Origin of the sequence: Mycobacterium xenopi (assembly GCF_009936235.1) — a bacterium.
GTDB lineage: Bacteria > Actinomycetota > Actinomycetes > Mycobacteriales > Mycobacteriaceae > Mycobacterium > Mycobacterium xenopi.
Genome location: NZ_AP022314.1, coordinates 1,822,330 through 1,839,317 on the forward strand (window position 1 = coordinate 1,822,330; position 16,988 = coordinate 1,839,317).

Sequence of the window (16,988 nt, forward strand, 5' to 3'; positions counted from 1 at the left end):
TCCCGGCGGGAGGTGGCAACGGTGACTGATTCGGTCGACGCCGCCGAGCTGCCGACCGAGCTGGGACCGGTCGACTATCTGCTACATCGGGGGGAAGCCAACCCGCGGACCCGCTCGGGGATCATGGCTGTCGAAATCCTCGACGCCACGCCGGACTGGGAGCGGTTTCGGACGCGGTTCGAAAATGCCTCCCGCCGGGTGCTGCGGCTACGCCAGAAGGTGGTGGTGCCCACGCTGCCGACTGCGGCACCGCGCTGGGTGGTCGATCCCGACTTCAATCTCGACTTCCATGTGCGACGCGTGCGCATCCCCGAACCCGGCACAGTGCGGGAAGTGTTGGACTTGGCCGAGATAATTCTGCAGTCGCCGTTGGACATCGCGCGGCCACTGTGGACGGCGACACTGGTGGAGGGCCTCGCCGACAGCCGAGCCGCCATGCTTTTGCACCTCAGTCACGCGGTCACCGACGGCGTGGGCGGCGTGGAGATGTTCTCGCAGATCTACGACCTCGAGCGCGACCCACCTGCCGAGCCGCCGCCGCCGCAACCGATTCCCCAGGATTTGTCGGCCAATGATTTGATGCGGGAAGGCCTCAACCACCTGCCCGGCACCATTCTCGGCGGGGTTCGCGGCGCGCTGTCGGGCGCGGTCTCGATGCTCGGCCGAGCGGTGCTCAACCCGCCGTCGGCGGTGGCCGGCGCACTAGAGTACGCGCGTTCGGGTGTGCGGGTGATGAGCCGGGCCGCTGACCCGTCGCCGCTGCTGCGGCGGCGCAGCCTAGCCAGCCGCACAGAAGCGCTCGACATCAAGTTGTCCGACTTGCACAGGGCGGCAAAGGCCGGTGGCGGATCGATCAACGACGCCTATCTTGCCGGCCTGTGCGGGGCGTTGGGGCGCTATCACCAAGCACTCGGTGTCCCGATCGCCACACTGCCGATGGCGGTGCCGGTGAACCTGCGCGCCGAGGCCGATCCCGCCGGCGGCAACCGGTTCACCGGTGTCAACCTGGCCGCGCCGATCGGCACCGCCGACCCGGTACAGCGCATGCGCAAGATTCGCGCGCAGATAACACAGCGCCGAGAAGAGCCGGCGATGGACATCATCGGCTCGATCGCGCCCGTGCTCAGCGTCTTGCCAGCACAACTACTGGAGACGATTACCGAGGCCGTGGTCGCCTCCGACGTGCAAGCCAGCAATGTTCCTGTCTACCAAGGAGATACCTACATTGCTGGTGCGAAAGTACTGCGGCAGTACGGAATTGGCCCGTTACCGGGTGTTGCGATGATGGTGGTGTTGGTTTCCCGCGCGGGATTTTGCACGATTACCGTGCGTTACGACAGGGCCGCGGTCAGGCATGAGACATTGTTCGCGCAGTGCCTGCTCGACGGTTTCGACGAGATCCTGGCGCTGGCCGGCGAACCCGTCCCGCGCGCGGTACCCGCGTCGTTTTCCGTCGAGTCGGCGGATGCACCGTCGCGATCGGTGTCGGGCTCATGACATCCGCGGACAAGTCGACTCGTGACCTGCGGCTACCCGGTTCGGTCGCCGAAATCCTCGCCAGCCCACCGGGTCCCAACATCGGCGCGTTCTTCGACCTGGACGGAACCCTGGTGGCGGGCTTCACCGGTGTCATCCTCACCCAGGAGCAGTTCCGGCGCCGGGAGATGGGCGTAGGGGAGCTGATCACGATGATCCAGGCCGGGCTCAACCATCGACTCGGCCGCATCGAGTTCGAAGAACTCATCACCAAAGCCGCTTGGGTGCTTCGCGGACGCCCACTCAGCGACATGGAGGAGATCGGCGAACGGCTATTCGCCCAGAAGATCGAGTCCCGGATCTATCCGGAAATGCGGGAGCTGGTGCGCGCCCACCTTGCGCGCGGTCACACGGTGGTGCTCAGTTCGTCCGCGCTGACGATTCAGGTCGACCCGGTGGCCCGCTTCCTGGGGATCCCCAACACCCTTACCAACAAGTTCGAGGTCGACGAGAACGGAATCCTCACCGGACGGGTCGTCAAGCCGATCCTGTGGGGGTCGGGCAAGGCTGCGGCGGTCCAAAAGTTCGCCGCCGAGCACGACATCGACTTAAGCCGAAGTTACTTCTACGCCGACGGCGACGAAGACGTCGCGTTGATGTACCTGGTGGGAAATCCCCGGCCCACCAATCCCGAAGGCAAGATGGCGGCGGTGGCGCGACGCCGCGGTTGGCCGATCTTGCGGTTCACCAGCCGCGGCAGCGGGGGTCTCGTCGGGCAGCTGCGGACGCTGATCGGTATCGGGTCGATGGTTCCGGTCGCTTCGGTGGCGTTGGGCCTGGGCTTGCTGACCCGCGACCGGCGCCGCGGCGTGAACTTCTTCACGTCCACCTACTCGCAACTGCTGCTGGCGGCTAACGGTGTGCACCTCAACGTGATTGGCGCAGAGAATCTGACTGCGCAGCGTCCGGCGGTGTTCATCTTCAACCACCGCAACCAAGTTGACCCCGTCATCGTCGCCGCGCTGGTGCGTGACAACTGGACCGCGGTCGGCAAGAAGGAGCTGGAAAGCGACCCGATCATCGGCACCATGGGTAAATTACTCGACGCCGTCTTCATCGACCGCGACGACCCCACAGCCGCGGTGGAAACACTGCACCAGGTCGAAGAGCGTGCGAAAAACGGGCTCTCGATCGTCATTGCTCCCGAGGGCACCCGGGTCGACACCACCGAGGTCGGGCCGTTCAAGAAAGGGCCGTTTCGCATCGCGATGGCAGCCGGTATCCCGATCGTGCCGATCGTGATCCGCAACGCCGAGATCATCGCCGCCCGCAACTCCACCACGATGAACCCCGGCACGGTAGATGTCGCGGTGTTTCCGCCGATTCCGGTCGATGATTGGACGCTCGACACGCTGCCGGATCGCATCGACGAAGTGCGCCAACTGTATCTGAACACGCTGGCCAGCTGGCCGGTCGACGAGCTACCCGAGGTCCCCCTCTACAACCGCAGCAAAAAGTCGGCGCCGGTCAAAGCCAAGACGGGCAAAGCGGCGGCCAAGACGGCCAAGAAGGCCGCACAATCGACACCATCGAAGAAGCACGCGGCCAAGCCGGATTATGCGGAGACGCGCGCGCGGACAACTCGGCCGAAAGGACGACCGTGACGACATCGGCTGCCGACACGGGCACATTCAGTACGACCGACGACACGTTGGTGTTGGCGTCGGTATCGTCATCGGTCGAGGCCGAGCTGCTTAACGACTGGCTAGACCGCCAGCGCCAGCGTCATCCCGAGACCAAGATCGACGTGCTGCGGCTGCCGCCGCGCAACGCGCCGCCGGGCGCTCTGGCCCAGCTCGTCGAGCAGCTCGAGGCCGATGAGGACCGATCGATCGTGCCGGTGCGGGTGTTCTGGCTGCCGCCCGCCGAGGGTGGCCCGCTGGGTAGGGTGGTTGGGCTGCTGCCCGGTTGGGATCCGTACCATCCCAGTGAACGCCAGCAACGGCGTATCCTGCGCAGCGATCCCCGCCGCGCGCGGGTAGTGGCCGGCGAGTCGGCCAAGGTGTCAGAACTACGCCAACAATGGCGCGACACCACCGTCGGTGACAATCCGCGTGACTTCGCCCATTTCGTCACCCGTCGCGCCATCCTGGCGATGGAACGCGTCGCCTACCGGCTGCTCGGCCCGGAGTACAAGTCGCCGCGGCTGGTGAAACCAGAAATGTTGGCGTCGGCCCGTTTTCGGGCCGGTTTGGAGAAGATTCCCGGTGCCACCGTGGAAGAGGCCGGCAAGATCCTCGACGAGATGGCCACCGGGTGGAGCCGGGTGTCGGTCGATGTTGCCGTCGGGCTGAGCAGGCTGCTGATTCGCGGGTTCGACCCCCAAATCGACTACGACCAGTATCAAGTCGCGGCGATGCGCGCAGCACTTCAGACGCACCCCGCCGTGCTGCTGTGGTCACACCGGTCGAACCTGGACAGCGCGGTGCTGACGGTGGCGCTGCAGGAAAACGGGTTGCCCAGGGCTCATGTGTTCGGCGGAATCAACATGGCGTTCGGCGTGATGGGCCCGCTGCTGCGCCGTTCCGGCGTCATCTTCATCCGGCGCAACATCGGCGACGACAGGCTGTACAAGTACGTACTCAAGGAATACGTCGGCTACCTCGTCGAAAAGCGGTTCAACTTGAGCTGGTCCATCGAGGGCACCAGGTCGCGAACCGGAAAGATGTTGCCGCCCAAAATGGGCCTGATGAGCTATGTGGCCGACGCCTATCTGGAAGGGCGCAGCGAAGACATATTGCTGCAGCCGATCTCGATCAGCTTCGACCAGCTGCATGAGATCGCCGAGTATGCCGCCTACGCGCGCGGCGCGGAGAAGCGCCCGGAGGGAATGGGCTGGCTGTACAACTACATCAAGGCCCAGGGCGAGCGCAACTACGGCAAGATCTACGTCCGCTTCCCCGAAGCGGTCTCGATGCGCGAGTACCTCGGACCGCCCAACGGACCGATAGCGCAGGATCAAGCTGCCAAACGACTTGCGCTGCAAAAGATGTCATTCGAAGTAGCGTGGCGCATTCTGCGGGCGACGCCGGTCAACGCCACTGGGCTGGTGTCCGCGCTGTTGCTCGCCACCCACGGGGTGGCGTTGACGCTTGGCCAGCTGCATCGCACCCTGCAGGAATCCCTGGACTACCTGGAGCGCAAACACACACCCCTGTCGACCAGCTCGCTGCGGTTGCGGACCCCCGAAGGTGTGCGCGCGGCAGTGGACGCGCTGTCCAACGGACACCCGGTCACCCGCGTGGACGGTGGACGCGAACCCGTGTGGCGCATCGCACCCGAGCATGAGCACGCGGCGGCGTTCTACCGCAACTCGGTGATCCACGCATTCCTGGAAACCTCGATCGTCGAACTCGCGCTGGCCCACGTCAGGCATGCCGACGGCGACCGGGTAGCGGCGTTCTGGTCGCAAGCGATGCGGTTGCGTGATCTGCTGAAGTTCGACTTCTACTTCGCGGATTCAGCCACCTTCCGCGGCAACATTGCCGAAGAGATGGCGTGGCACCAGGATTGGGAAGCCCACGTCGCGGCCGGCGGCGACGAGATCGACGCGATTTTGTATGCCAAACGACCGCTGATATCTGATGCGATGCTGCGGTTGTTCTTCGAGGCCTACGAGATTGTCGCCGATGTATTGCGCGATGCGCCAGCGGATATCGGTGCCAAGGAGTTGACGCAACTGGCTCTTGGCGTGGGGCGCCAATACGTGGCCCAGGGACGAGTCCGCAGCAGCGAGCCGGTGTCCACGCTGTTGTTTGCGACCGCACGCCAAGTCGCCGCCGACCAACACCTGCTCGAACCCGGGCCGGATTTAGCCGAACGCCGCACTGCGTTCCGGCAGGAGCTGCGCGATATCCTGCGTGATTTCAACCATGTCGAGCAGATCGCCCGCAGTCGCTTCATCGCTCGCGAAATCGAGGCCCGTCAGGCGCGCCAAGTCGATAGCCAAGCTCGCTAACAGGCATTTCGCTAGCGCCATAGGCTGTATCCATGACCGACGTGCCGGCCACGGGTCGGCGGCGCGCGGTGCCGTGGCTGCTGCTAAGCGGGGTTGCGGCGCTGGCCGGATGCACCGCCGCCGGAATCGCGGCGTTGTCGCTGGCGGATGCGCTGACCGCAACCGGGTTACCGGATCCGGGCCCGTCGACCACGCTGGGGTTGCCGGTCGTGCGGGCCATCGGGGAGGTCGCGGCGGCGCTGGCGGTCGGAGCGTTCATGTTCGCGGCGTTCTTCGTGCCTCCGCAACCCAACGGTGTGCTCGACGCTCCCGGATACCGTGCGCTTCGCCTCGGCACGGTCGGCTCGGCGGTATGGGCGGTGTGTGCGGCGTTGCTGGTGCCGTTGACAATTTCCGATGTCTCGGGTCAACCCGTCGCGGCGCATCTCAACCCCGCGAAGCTGTGGTCGTTGGCGAGTCTGGTCAACACCGCGTCCGCGTGGCGCTGGACCGCACTGCTGGCGGCTGCGGTGATGCTGACGAGTCTGGCAGTGCTGCGCTGGTCGTGGACGCCGCTGCTGCTGGGCGGTTCGTTGGTGACGTTGATTCCGCTCGGCCTGACCGGTCACTCATCAGCGGGCGGCTCGCATGACCTGGCCACCAACAGTCTGTTGATCCACCTCGTCGCGGGCAGTCTGTGGGCCGGCGGCCTGCTGGCGCTGCTAGTTCACGCCATCCGCAGGGGCGAGCACACCGATGTCGCGGCGCGGCGGTTCTCTGCCGTGGCATTGTGGTGTTTCGTCGCAATGGCGCTCAGCGGCGTGGTCAACGCCCTGGTGCGGGTCCTGCCTTCTGATGTGCTGAGCACCGCATACGGCCGGTTGGTGATCGCCAAGGTCGTCGCGCTGTGCGCGCTCGGTGTGGCCGGCTGGCGGCAGCGACGCACGGGAGTTGCTGCGCTGCAGGCAGATCCGAGTTCGCGGCGCGCATTGCTGCGGTTGGCGCTGTTCGAGGCCGCGGTGTTCGGCGTGACATTCGGTGTTGCCGTGGGGCTGGGCCGCACCCCGCCGCCGCCACCGCCGATCGTCAATCCGTCGATCCCGGACGTGAAGATCGGCTACGACTTCGCCGGGCCGCCCACCGTCGCGCGGGTGCTGTTCGATTGGCGCTTCGACCTGGTCTTCGGCACGTCGGCGCTGGTGTTGGCGGGACTGTACCTGGCCGCGGTGTCGCGGTTACGTCGCCGCGGCGACCACTGGCCACGCGGCCGCAGTTCGGCGTGGCTGCTGGGCTGCGTGGTAATGCTGTTCGCGACCTCGTCGGGGGTCGGCCGCTACATGCCGGCCATGTTCAGCATGCACATGGCCGCCCACATGCTGTTGTCCATGCTGGCACCGATCCTGCTGGTCCTGGGCGCCCCGGTCACCCTTGCACTGCGCGCGCTGCCCCCCGCCGGGCGCGACGAGCCACCGGGCCTGCGCGAGTGGCTGCTGGCCGCGCTGCACAGCCGGCTGTCGCGGTTGGTGACCAACCCGGTGGTCGCGACGGTGGTGTTCGTGTCGGGTTTCTACGGGCTGTACTTCGGCGGCATATTCGACGCCGCGGCCGGCAGCCATTTCGGCCATCTGGTGATGAACGCGCATTTTCTGCTCAGCGGCTACCTCTTCTACTGGGTGGTGATCGGCGTCGACCCCACGCCGCGGCCGATCCCTGCGCTGGCCAAGGTGGCGGTGATGTTCGCGTCTTTGCCGCTGCACGCATTCTTCGGTGTGGTGCTGATGAGCACGCGAAGTGTCCTCGGTGAAACGTTCTATCGCTCACTGCATTTGGGTTGGCATGCCGACCTGCTCGGCGATCAGCGACTAGGCGGGGCGATCGCCTGGGGAGCTGGGGAGATACCGCTGGTGATTGTGATGATCGCGTTGCTTGTCCAATGGACGCGCAGCGACCAGCGGACCGCCCAGCGGTTGGACCGCGCTGCCGACCGTGACGACGACGCGGAGCTGGCCGCCTATAACGCGATGCTGGCGGAGCTGGCTCGCCGCGACGCGTCGCGGCAGCGTTAGCGCTTCCCCGGCGAAACCAGTTCGGTCTGGCCTTCGCGCTGTCCAGAGCAGTCCTCTCAGCCGAGGCGCCGAGGCCGTCGGCGGTTTAACGGGCTGGTTATCCCCAGACGCCGTTTCTTCCACAAATGCGGCCCCTCCGGCGACCGCGTGCGCTGGATTGTCGGGCGTTGCGGGCTCAATGGGAGCCGCACCGGCGGGCTCGTCACCGAAGGCTCCGCCGAAACCGGGAAAGGAATGAGCAATGTTCGAAACGCCGTTGACCGTGGTCGGAAACATCGTTAACGACCCGATACGCCGGGAGGTGGGCAACCAGGAGGTAATGAAATTCCGGGTGGCGAGCAACTCGCGCCGCCGCGGCGCCGACGGCGCATGGGAAGCCGGCAACTCGCTGTTCGTCACCGTCAACTGTTGGGGCAAGCTGGTCTCCGGCGTGGGCGCATCACTGCGCAAGGGCTCGGCAGTGATCGTGGTGGGGCACGTCTACACCAGCGACTACGAGGACCGCGACGGCAATCGGCGCTCGGCGGTGGAAATGCGCGCCACCGCTGTCGGCCCCGACCTTTCCCGCTGCATCGCGCGGGTGGAGAAGACGGTTGCCGCCGACACGGACGCAACACCGCGGGCCGAAGTCGAGGCCGTCGACGCAGATCAGGCCGACGACGGCGACGACGCGGCGGGGCTGCCATTGACGGCTTAGCGATCGCACCGGCGGAGCTGGTCGCAGCGGGTCACCACGAGATAACCGAGTGGTGCCGGGCGTTGCCTACGATGGGCGGCGGGCAACCTCCCCAAGACCGGAAAGGCAACACTGCTGCATGGCTGAATTCATCTACACGATGAGGAAGGTCCGCAAGGCGCACGGCGACAAGGTGATCCTGGACGACGTCACGCTGAACTTCCTGCCGGGAGCCAAGATCGGTGTCGTCGGACCCAATGGCGCGGGCAAGTCGAGCGTCTTGCGGATCATGGCCGGCCTGGACAAGCCGAACAATGGCGACGCCTTCCTGGCCGCGGGTGCCACGGTGGGCATCTTGCAGCAGGAGCCGCCGCTCAACGAGGAGAAGACCGTACGCGGCAACGTCGAGGAAGGCTTGGGTGACCTCAAGGTCAAACTCGACCGCTTCAACGAGGTCGCTGAGCTGATGGCCAGCGACTACTCCGACGAGCTGATGGAGGAGATGGGCAGGCTGCAAGAGGAGCTCGATCACGCCGACGCCTGGGACATCGACTCGCAACTCGAGCAGGCGATGGACGCGCTGCGCTGTCCGCCGCCTGACGAACCGGTCACCTACCTATCCGGCGGCGAGCGCCGCCGGGTGGCGTTGTGCAAGCTGCTGCTGAGCAAACCCGACTTGTTGCTGCTCGACGAGCCGACCAACCATCTCGACGCCGAAAGTGTGCAGTGGCTCGAACAGCACCTGGCTGCCTACCACGGCACAATCTTGGCCGTTACCCATGACCGTTACTTCCTCGACAACGTTGCCGAGTGGATCCTGGAGCTCGACCGTGGTCGCGCCTACCCGTATGAGGGCAACTACTCCACCTACCTGGAGAAAAAGGCCGAGCGGCTCGCGGTGCAGGGCCGCAAGGACGCCAAGCTGCAAAAACGGCTGCAAGAAGAGTTGGCTTGGGTCCGGTCCGGGGCCAAGGCCCGACAGGCCAAGAGCAAGGCCCGCTTGCAGCGCTACGAAGAGATGGCCGCCGAAGCGGAAAAAACCCGCAAGCTCGACTTCGAAGAGATTCAGATCCCGGCCGGGCCGCGGTTGGGCACACTGGTCGTCGAGGTCGACCACCTCGACAAGGGCTACCAGGGACGCACCCTGATCAAGGACCTGTCATTCAGCCTGCCGCGCAACGGCATCGTCGGTGTCATCGGCCCGAACGGGGTCGGTAAAACTACGCTGTTCAAGATGATCGTCGGGCTTGAGCAGCCCGACAGCGGCACCGTCAAGGTCGGCGAGAGCGTCAAAATCAGCTATGTCGACCAGGACCGGGCCGGCATCGACCCCAACAAGACGGTGTGGGAGGTGGTCTCCGACGGGCTTGACCACCTCGAAGTGGGTCACAACGAAATGCCTTCGCGCGCTTACGTTTCGGCGTTCGGATTCAAGGGCCCGGATCAACAGAAACCGGCCGGTGTGCTCTCCGGTGGTGAACGCAACAGGCTGAACCTGGCGCTGACCCTCAAGCAGGGCGGCAACTTGATCCTGCTCGACGAGCCGACCAACGACCTCGACGTCGAGACTCTGGGTTCGCTGGAAAATGCCCTGGTGAACTTTCCTGGCTGCGCCGTGGTCATCTCCCACGATCGCTGGTTCCTCGACCGCACCTGCACGCACATCCTGGCCTGGGAAGGCGACGCCGACAACGAGGCGAAATGGTTCTGGTTCGAGGGCAACTTCGGTGCCTACGAGGAAAACAAAATCGAACGGCTCGGCATCGAGGCCGCCCGACCGCACAGAGTCACCCACCGGCGGCTGACCCGCGACTAATGTCGGCTGCATCAGCGCTGGCATGGGTGCTGAGGCAGGAGCAGTCGGCATGAGGGTCGATCCACCGGCTACTAGCCTGCGGGGCGATGTCGACTGGACGAAGTTCACCCGTGACGAGGACATCCCGGACTGGATCAAGAAGGCCTACGCCGACAGCTACCGCGGCCCGCACAGCGACAAATCCGCCGAGGCCGACGACCAGTCGCCGGCCGCGTTGGGTCCGGCTGAGCAGCCTGCGGCGCCGGTCACAGCTGGCCTGCTAGCCGCGCACTACCGGCTTGGCCGGCACCGTCCGCCGGGTGAAAGCCGGGTCGCGGTGTACGCCGCGGACGACCCGGCCGGGTTCGGTCCGGCGCTGCAAGTGGTCACCGACCACGGAACCATGCTGATGGATTCCGTCACGGTGCTGCTGCATCGGCTCGGCGTCGCTTACCTGGCGATCATGAACCCGGTCTTCGAGGTGCGGCGCAGCCCGAGCGGAGACTTGCTGAGTGTCGAGCCGCCAACCGGCGCCGCCGAAACCGTCGAAGAGACGTGGATTCACGTGCAGCTGTCGCCGTCGGTCGACCGAAACGCCCTCGCCGAAGCCGAACGTCTGCTCCCCGGCGTCCTCGCCGATGTCCGGCAAGTCGCCGCGGACTCCGCGGCGATGATCGCCACGCTCAATGAGCTGGCCAACGACGTCGACACCAACCGCAACGGACGCTACGACGGACCAGACAGGCAAGATGTAGCGGCGCTGTTGCGTTGGTTGACCGACGGAAATTTCATGCTGCTCGGCTACCAACGCTGCCCCGTGCATGACGGACGCGTCTACGGCGACGAGTCGACCAGCAGCCTGGGTGTGCTGCGGCGGCGCAAGGGCTCCCGCCCTCGGTTGACCGACGACACCAAGCTGCTGGGCTGGGCGCAGACCACCGCCGCAAGCTACCTGCGTTTCGGCGCTTACCCCTATGTCGTCGCGGTCCGGGAAAACGCCGACGACGCCGTCTTCGAGCACCGCTTCGTCGGGCTCTTCACCGTCGCCGCGATGAACGCCGACGTGCTGGGAATCCCCATGATCTCGCGCAGGGTCCGCGACGCGCTCGCGCTGGCCGACCAAGACCCGAGCCATCCGGGGCAGCTGCTGCTCGACGTCATCCAGACCATCCCGCGTTCGGAGCTTTTCGCGCTGAGCGCCGAGCAACTGCTGTCGATCGCCAAAGCCGTGGTGGACCTTGGATCACAGCGGCGCGCGCTGCTGTTCTTGCGTGCCGACCCGCTCGGGCGTTTCGTGTCTTGCCTGGTTTACCTGCCTCGCGATCGCTACACGACGGCGGTGCGCCTGCAGATCGAGGACATCTTGGTTCGCGAATTCGGTGGCACCAGCCTCGAGTTCACCGCACGTGTCACCGAATCACCTTGGGCACTACTGCATTTCATGGTGTGGCTGGCGGAGGGCCGGCATCCGGTCGACACGTCGGAATCCAACCGGGTGCGCGTACAGGCGCTGCTGACCGAGGCCGCCCGCACCTGGTCCGACCGGCTGATCGGCGCGGTCGCGACCGGCGCCATCGGACAGCTTCAAGCCGAGCACTACGCGGCGGCGTTCCCCGAGTCCTACAAGCAAACCGTCACACCGGACGACGCTATCAACGACATCGCCGTCATCGAAGAGCTGACCGACGACTCGGTCAAGCTGGTGTTGTCCAGACACGACTATGACGACACTGCCCGGCTGACATGGTATTTGGGTGGCCGCGCGGCTTCGTTGAGTCAGCTGCTTCCAATGCTGCAATCCATGGGCGTGGTGGTGCTCGAGGAGCGGCCGTTCACCGTCACCCGGCGCGACGGACTGACGGTGTGGATCTACCAGTTCAAGATCACCCCGCAACCGACCGTACCGCTGCCGCCGCCGGGTCCCGAGCGGGAGGCGACCGCGCAGCGGTTTTCCGATGCGGTCGCCGCGATCTGGCAGGGCCGTGTCGAGATTGACCGGTTCAACGAGCTGGTGCTCCGCGCGGGGCTGACCTGGCAACAAGTCACTGTATTGCGCAGCTACGCCAAATACCTGCGGCAAGCCGGATTTCCCTACAGCCAGTCCCATATCGAATCAGTGCTCAACGAAAACCCGCACACCGCAGGCGCGCTGATCGCGCTGTTCGAAGCGCTGTTCGACCCCGATCCGTCCGGCTCGCCGAAAACCCGTGACGCGCAAGCGGCTGCCGCTGCGGTGACCGCTGATATCGATGCGCTGGTGAGCCTGGACACCGATCGTGTGCTGCGGGCATTCGCGTCGCTGATCCAGGCGACGCTGCGCACCAATTACTTTGTGACGCGAGCTGGTTCAGCCCGCAGCCAGGATGTGCTGGCGCTGAAACTCGACGCACCGCTGATCGACGAGCTGCCGGAGCCGCGACCAAAGTTTGAAATCTTCGTCTATTCGCCGCGGGTCGAAGGCGTGCATCTGAGATTCGGCCATGTGGCGCGTGGGGGATTGCGCTGGTCGGATCGTCGGGAAGATTTCCGCACCGAGATCCTCGGTCTGGTCAAGGCACAAGCAGTCAAGAACGCCGTCATCGTGCCAGTTGGCGCCAAGGGCGGCTTCGTCGTCAAACAACCCCCGCTGACCACCCGCGATGCCACCGCGGACCGCGACGCCATCCGCAACGAAGGCATTGCGTGCTACAAGCTGTTCATCTCCGGATTGCTCGACGTCACCGACAACGTCGACCACACCACCGGCAAGGTCAGCCCCCCACCAGGGGTGGTGCGACGTGACGGCGACGACGCCTACTTGGTGGTGGCGGCCGACAAGGGCACCGCCACCTTCTCCGATATCGCCAACGACGTCGCCAAGTCCTACGGGTTCTGGCTTGGCGACGCGTTCGCCTCCGGCGGTTCGATTGGCTACGACCACAAAGCGATGGGCATCACCGCCAGGGGCACTTGGGAATCGGTGAAACGACATTTCCGGGAAATGGGTGTCGACACGCAAAGCCAGGACTTCACCGTCGTCGGCATCGGCGACATGAGTGGTGATGTGTTCGGCAATGGCATGTTGCTTTCCAAGCACATTCGGCTGGTGGCCGCGTTCGATCACCGACACATCTTTGTCGATCCGAATCCCGACGCCGCCAGTTCCTGGGAGGAACGGCGGCGGCTGTTCGAGCTGCCGCGCTCCAGCTGGGACGACTATGACAGGTCGCGGATCAGCGCGGGCGGCGGGGTATACAGCCGCGAACAGAAAGCCATCCCGATCAGCGACCAGCTACGCGCCGCGCTGGGCATCGACGACGACGTCAGCGAGATGACGCCGCCGAATCTGATCCGCGCGATTCTACGGGCACCGGTCGATCTGTTGTTCAATGGCGGCATCGGCACCTATATCAAGGCGGAAACGGAAAATGACGTCGACGTCGGCGACCGTGCCAACGACACGGTGCGTGTCAACGCAAACCAGGTACGGGCCAAGGTCATTGCAGAAGGCGGCAATCTCGGTGTCACCGCCCGGGGCCGCGTCGAGTTCGACCTATGCGGCGGGCGGATCAACACCGACGCGCTGGACAACTCGGCCGGCGTGGACTGCTCGGACCACGAGGTCAACATCAAGATCCTGGTCGACTCGCTGATTACCGCGGGCAAGGTCAAGCCCGAAGACCGCACTCGATTGCTGGAGTCGATGACCGACGAAGTGGCCGAGTTGGTGCTCACCGACAACGCCGACCAAAACGACCTGATGGGCACCAGCCGGGCCAACGCTGCCAGCCTCCTCAACGTGCACGCGCGCCAGATCAAACAGCTTGTCGCCGAACGTGGTCTGAGCCGCGAACTCGAGGCGCTGCCATCGGAAAAGGAGATTCGCCGGCGTGCCGAGGCAGGGATCGGCCTCACCTCGCCCGAGCTTGCGACCTTGATGGCACACGTCAAGCTGGCGCTCAAAGACGAGGTCTTGGCCAGCGACCTGCCCGACCAGGAGGTGTTCGCCGCCCGATTGCCGCACTACTTTCCGTCGGTGCTGCGCGACCGCTTCCGCTCCGAGATCCGCTCGCATCAGCTGCGCCGCGAAATCGTAACCACGATGCTGGTCAACGAGCTGGTCGAGGCGGCCGGGATCACCTATGCCTACCGGATCACCGAAGACGTCGGGGTCAAGCCGGTTGATGCGGTACGCACTTACGTGGCCACCGATGCCATCTTCGGGATAGAGAAGCTGTGGCGGCAGATCCGCGCCGCCGATGTGCCGGTTGCCACCTCAGACCGGATGACGCTGGACACCCGGCGGCTGATCGACCGCGCCGGACGGTGGTTGCTCAACTACCGTCCGCAGCCGCTGGCCGTCGGCGCGGAGATCAACCGATTCGGGAAGAAGGTGCAAGAGCTGACACCGCGGATGTCGGAGTGGTTGCGCGGCGACGACAAGGCGATCGTGGAAAAGGAAGCCGCAGAGTTCGCGTCACAAGGCGCATCCGAGGAGTTGGCATACATGGTCGCAACCGGGCTGTATCGCTACAGCCTGCTCGACATCATCGATATCGCCGACATCGTGGACCGCGACCCCGCCGAGGTCGCCGACACCTATTTTGCGCTGATGGACCGTCTCGGGACCGACGGTCTGCTAACCGCGGTGTCGGCGCTTCCGCGGGATGACCGATGGCAGTCCTTGGCCCGCTTAGCGATTCGAGACGACATCTATGCTTCGTTGCGCGCGTTATGCTTCGATGTGCTCGAAGTGGGTGAGCCCGAGGAAAGCGGCGAGGAGAAGATCGGCGAGTGGGAACACACCAGTGCCTCCAGGGTGGAGCGCGCCCGCCGGACGCTGACCGAGATTTATGAGAGCGGTGCGAAGGACTTAGCCGCACTGTCGGTGGCGGCACGGCAGATCCGCCGCATGACACGTACCAGTGGACGAGGATCGTCTGGGTGAGCACCGGATTCGTCGCGGCCGTCCCTGTGCGTTGGTCGGACATCGACATGTATCAACACATCAACCACGCGACCATGGTGACGATCCTTGAGGAGGCGCGCGTACCGTTTTTGCGAGAACCTTTCGGCGCCAATATCACCACCGTCGGTCTGCTGATCGCGGATGTGCGGGTTACCTACAAAGGTCAGCTGCGACTGGTCGATTCGCCACTGCAGGTGACCATATGGGTGAAGCGGCTGCGGGCGGTCGACTTCACGCTCGGCTACGAGGTGCGCTCGGTCAGCGCGGCACCTGAGTCGAAACCCGCTGTGATCGCCGAGACACAGCTGGCGGCGGTTCATATCGACCAACAACGACTGGTGCGTCTTTCGCCACATCAACGGGAGTACCTGCAGCGGTGGTTGCGCTAGCAGAGCGGGGACTCTGGTTAACCGACCCCGCCCACCGCAAAGATTTGGCCACCTTCGTCGAGCGTGCGCTGCGACTCGATGACGCTGCAGTGATCCGGATTCGCACCCGACCCGGCGGCTTGCTGACGGCTTGGGTGACCACCGGGTTCGACGTCCTGGCCAGCCGGGTGGTCGCCGGTACTGTGCGGCCTGACGATTTATCCGCTGGCGCAAACCAATTGGCGCATGGGCTCGCGGCCATGGACGACTCGGGATACGTGGACCCTGGCTTTCCAATGGATTCCGCGTGGCGGGGCGGGCTACCGCCGGAGTCAGGCTTCACTCACCTCGACGACGTACCGGCTCGTGTGCTGCTGGATCTGGCGCAGCGGGGCGCGCAACTCGCCAAGGATCACGGCAGCGCCCACGGCCCGCCGGTCTCGCTGCTTGACCAGGAGGTGGTAGCGGTCACCTCGGGTGATGTGAGCGTTGGAATCCCGATGCGCTGTGTATTTGCTTTGACCGCAATGGGTTTCCTGCCGCAGTCACCCGAGGCGATCGACGCTGAGGAGATGGTGCGGGTTCGTATTCTGCCGTCCTGGCTACGTATCGACGCCCGTTTCGGATCGGTGTATCGCCGTCGAGGACACCCAGCGCTAGTCCTGCGGTGACCTGTAGGTTGCGCTCAGTAGGGCGGGACCCTGGTGCCGAGGTTGTTGCCGGCCATGAACTCGTGGACACCGTTGTGCCAGAGCTATATACATCGAGGGCGCGTTGGGTCATCGCGTTGATTTCCTTGACCGCAGTGGCGATGAGCTTGCGTTCCTGGGCTGCATCATAGGCGGTTTCCATCGCCGGCACCGCTGTCGAATCCGCTCAATCGCACGACTCGCACCCCGATTCAGGCAAAATGCTCAGCCATGCCTGGTGTTAGCGGCTTGAATCCGCCGCTTCTACCGCCTTTTCGTCGGGTAGGAGGAGGCGCCTGCTGGCAACCGGCTTGCCCTGCACACGCTTTGTCACTTCAGGGGTGATCAACGAAGCGATCGAGCAGGAAGAGTGCGGCGAGGAATAATCGTTGCGAACGTTGCTCGCTTATCCGTCGAACTTTCGCGCTATATGAGCGCAGCCTGGATCCTACCTTTTGTCTCGCGGTAAGCGGCACCCGGTGTAGCCGGAGACAACAAGGTTGCCTCTATACCCGATTTTGATGAATATTCCGGTAGGGCCGGAGAACCACACGTCATGATTCCCGGGTTGGTTCTGCATCACTTGAACGTTGGTCGCGCCAATCTTGGCCGCGGCCTCTTTCGCTGCCTGCAGGATCTGCGCCCACTGCGACTCTGAGACCGGGACGCGAACCGCAACTTCGTCAGGCAGAAAGTAAGCACGCGCATCGGCCTGCTCGTAGGGCTGCCGCTGGCAGTTTTCGGATGATCCCTCGTGAGGCGTTTCCCAAGTGATGGACGGAATTATGTTTGTCGCAGCACTCGTGATGTCGTTCATCGCGGCCTGCACTTGCTCCTTTGTGTCTTCAAACGAAGGTAAGGACTTGAGCTCTTCGAGCGCCTTCGCGGCCTCGGTCGGCGGGGTCGGTGGGTAGGGCTGGTACACGTGGCATCCTGTTGCTATTGGTGCGGTCACGGCAAATGCGACGACTAT

General features: G+C 64.7%; 10 protein-coding genes. 9 read left to right on the forward strand and 1 reads right to left on the reverse strand.

Annotated features, from left to right (window positions below):
• The first annotated feature begins 21 nt into the window (after window positions 1-21).
• The 9 genes from MYXE_RS08560 (at window position 22) to MYXE_RS08600 (ending at window position 15,997) form a co-directional block, all read left to right on the forward strand.
• Window positions 22-1,497, forward strand: coding sequence for a WS/DGAT/MGAT family O-acyltransferase (locus MYXE_RS08560; RefSeq protein WP_085193596.1), 1,476 nt, complete (start codon window positions 22-24; stop codon window positions 1,495-1,497).
• A complete protein-coding gene (locus MYXE_RS08565) occupies window positions 1,494-3,140 on the forward strand; it encodes an HAD-IB family hydrolase/lysophospholipid acyltransferase family protein (RefSeq protein ID WP_085193570.1) in 1,647 nt (548 codons plus the stop codon). Before MYXE_RS08560 ends, MYXE_RS08565 begins: the two co-directional genes overlap by 4 nt.
• Entirely contained in the window at window positions 3,137-5,494 is a 2,358-nt protein-coding gene (locus tag MYXE_RS08570) for a glycerol-3-phosphate 1-O-acyltransferase (RefSeq protein WP_085193568.1), read from the forward strand. Before MYXE_RS08565 ends, MYXE_RS08570 begins: the two co-directional genes overlap by 4 nt.
• Window positions 5,495-5,526: 32 nt before the next feature.
• The gene (locus MYXE_RS08575) at window positions 5,527-7,539 is read left to right on the forward strand and encodes a cytochrome c oxidase assembly protein (protein ID WP_085193566.1); all 2,013 of its coding nucleotides are present in this window, start codon (window positions 5,527-5,529) and stop codon (window positions 7,537-7,539) included.
• Between the two features lie 241 nt (window positions 7,540-7,780).
• The gene (ssb, locus tag MYXE_RS08580; protein ID WP_085193564.1) at window positions 7,781-8,236 is read left to right on the forward strand and encodes a single-stranded DNA-binding protein; all 456 of its coding nucleotides are present in this window, start codon (window positions 7,781-7,783) and stop codon (window positions 8,234-8,236) included.
• 118 nt (window positions 8,237-8,354) lie between these two features.
• A complete protein-coding gene (gene ettA, locus MYXE_RS08585) occupies window positions 8,355-10,031 on the forward strand; it encodes an energy-dependent translational throttle protein EttA (protein ID WP_085193562.1) in 1,677 nt (558 codons plus the stop codon).
• Window positions 10,032-10,080: 49 nt separating this feature from the next.
• Window positions 10,081-14,937, forward strand: coding sequence for an NAD-glutamate dehydrogenase (locus tag MYXE_RS08590; RefSeq protein WP_085193560.1), 4,857 nt, complete (start codon window positions 10,081-10,083; stop codon window positions 14,935-14,937).
• Entirely contained in the window at window positions 14,934-15,347 is a 414-nt protein-coding gene (locus MYXE_RS08595; RefSeq protein ID WP_003921013.1) for an acyl-CoA thioesterase, read from the forward strand. The genes MYXE_RS08590 and MYXE_RS08595 overlap by 4 nt, the downstream gene beginning before the upstream one ends.
• Window positions 15,335-15,997, forward strand: a complete 663-nt coding sequence (locus MYXE_RS08600) for a hypothetical protein (RefSeq protein ID WP_085193558.1) — start codon at window positions 15,335-15,337, stop codon at window positions 15,995-15,997. The genes MYXE_RS08595 and MYXE_RS08600 overlap by 13 nt, the downstream gene beginning before the upstream one ends.
• Before the next feature lie 466 nt (window positions 15,998-16,463).
• Here the strand turns inward: MYXE_RS08600 and MYXE_RS08605 are convergent, their stop codons facing one another.
• Window positions 16,464-16,940: an LppA family lipoprotein gene (locus tag MYXE_RS08605; protein WP_085193556.1), complete on the reverse strand. Its 477-nt coding sequence runs from the start codon at window positions 16,938-16,940 to the stop codon at window positions 16,464-16,466.
• Window positions 16,941-16,988: the final 48 nt, after the last annotated feature.

What these genes read in the sequence shown, in the direction of transcription:
- MYXE_RS08565 (WP_085193570.1), top strand. Translation starts at nt 1,494, where the DNA reads ATGACATCCGCGGACAAGTCGACTCGTGACCTGCGGCTACCCGGTTCG.
- MYXE_RS08575 (WP_085193566.1), top strand. Translation starts at nt 5,527, where the DNA reads ATGACCGACGTGCCGGCCACGGGTCGGCGGCGCGCGGTGCCGTGGCTG.
- ssb (WP_085193564.1), top strand. Translation starts at nt 7,781, where the DNA reads ATGTTCGAAACGCCGTTGACCGTGGTCGGAAACATCGTTAACGACCCG.
- ettA (WP_085193562.1), top strand. Translation starts at nt 8,355, where the DNA reads ATGGCTGAATTCATCTACACGATGAGGAAGGTCCGCAAGGCGCACGGC.
- MYXE_RS08590 (WP_085193560.1), top strand. Translation starts at nt 10,081, where the DNA reads ATGAGGGTCGATCCACCGGCTACTAGCCTGCGGGGCGATGTCGACTGG.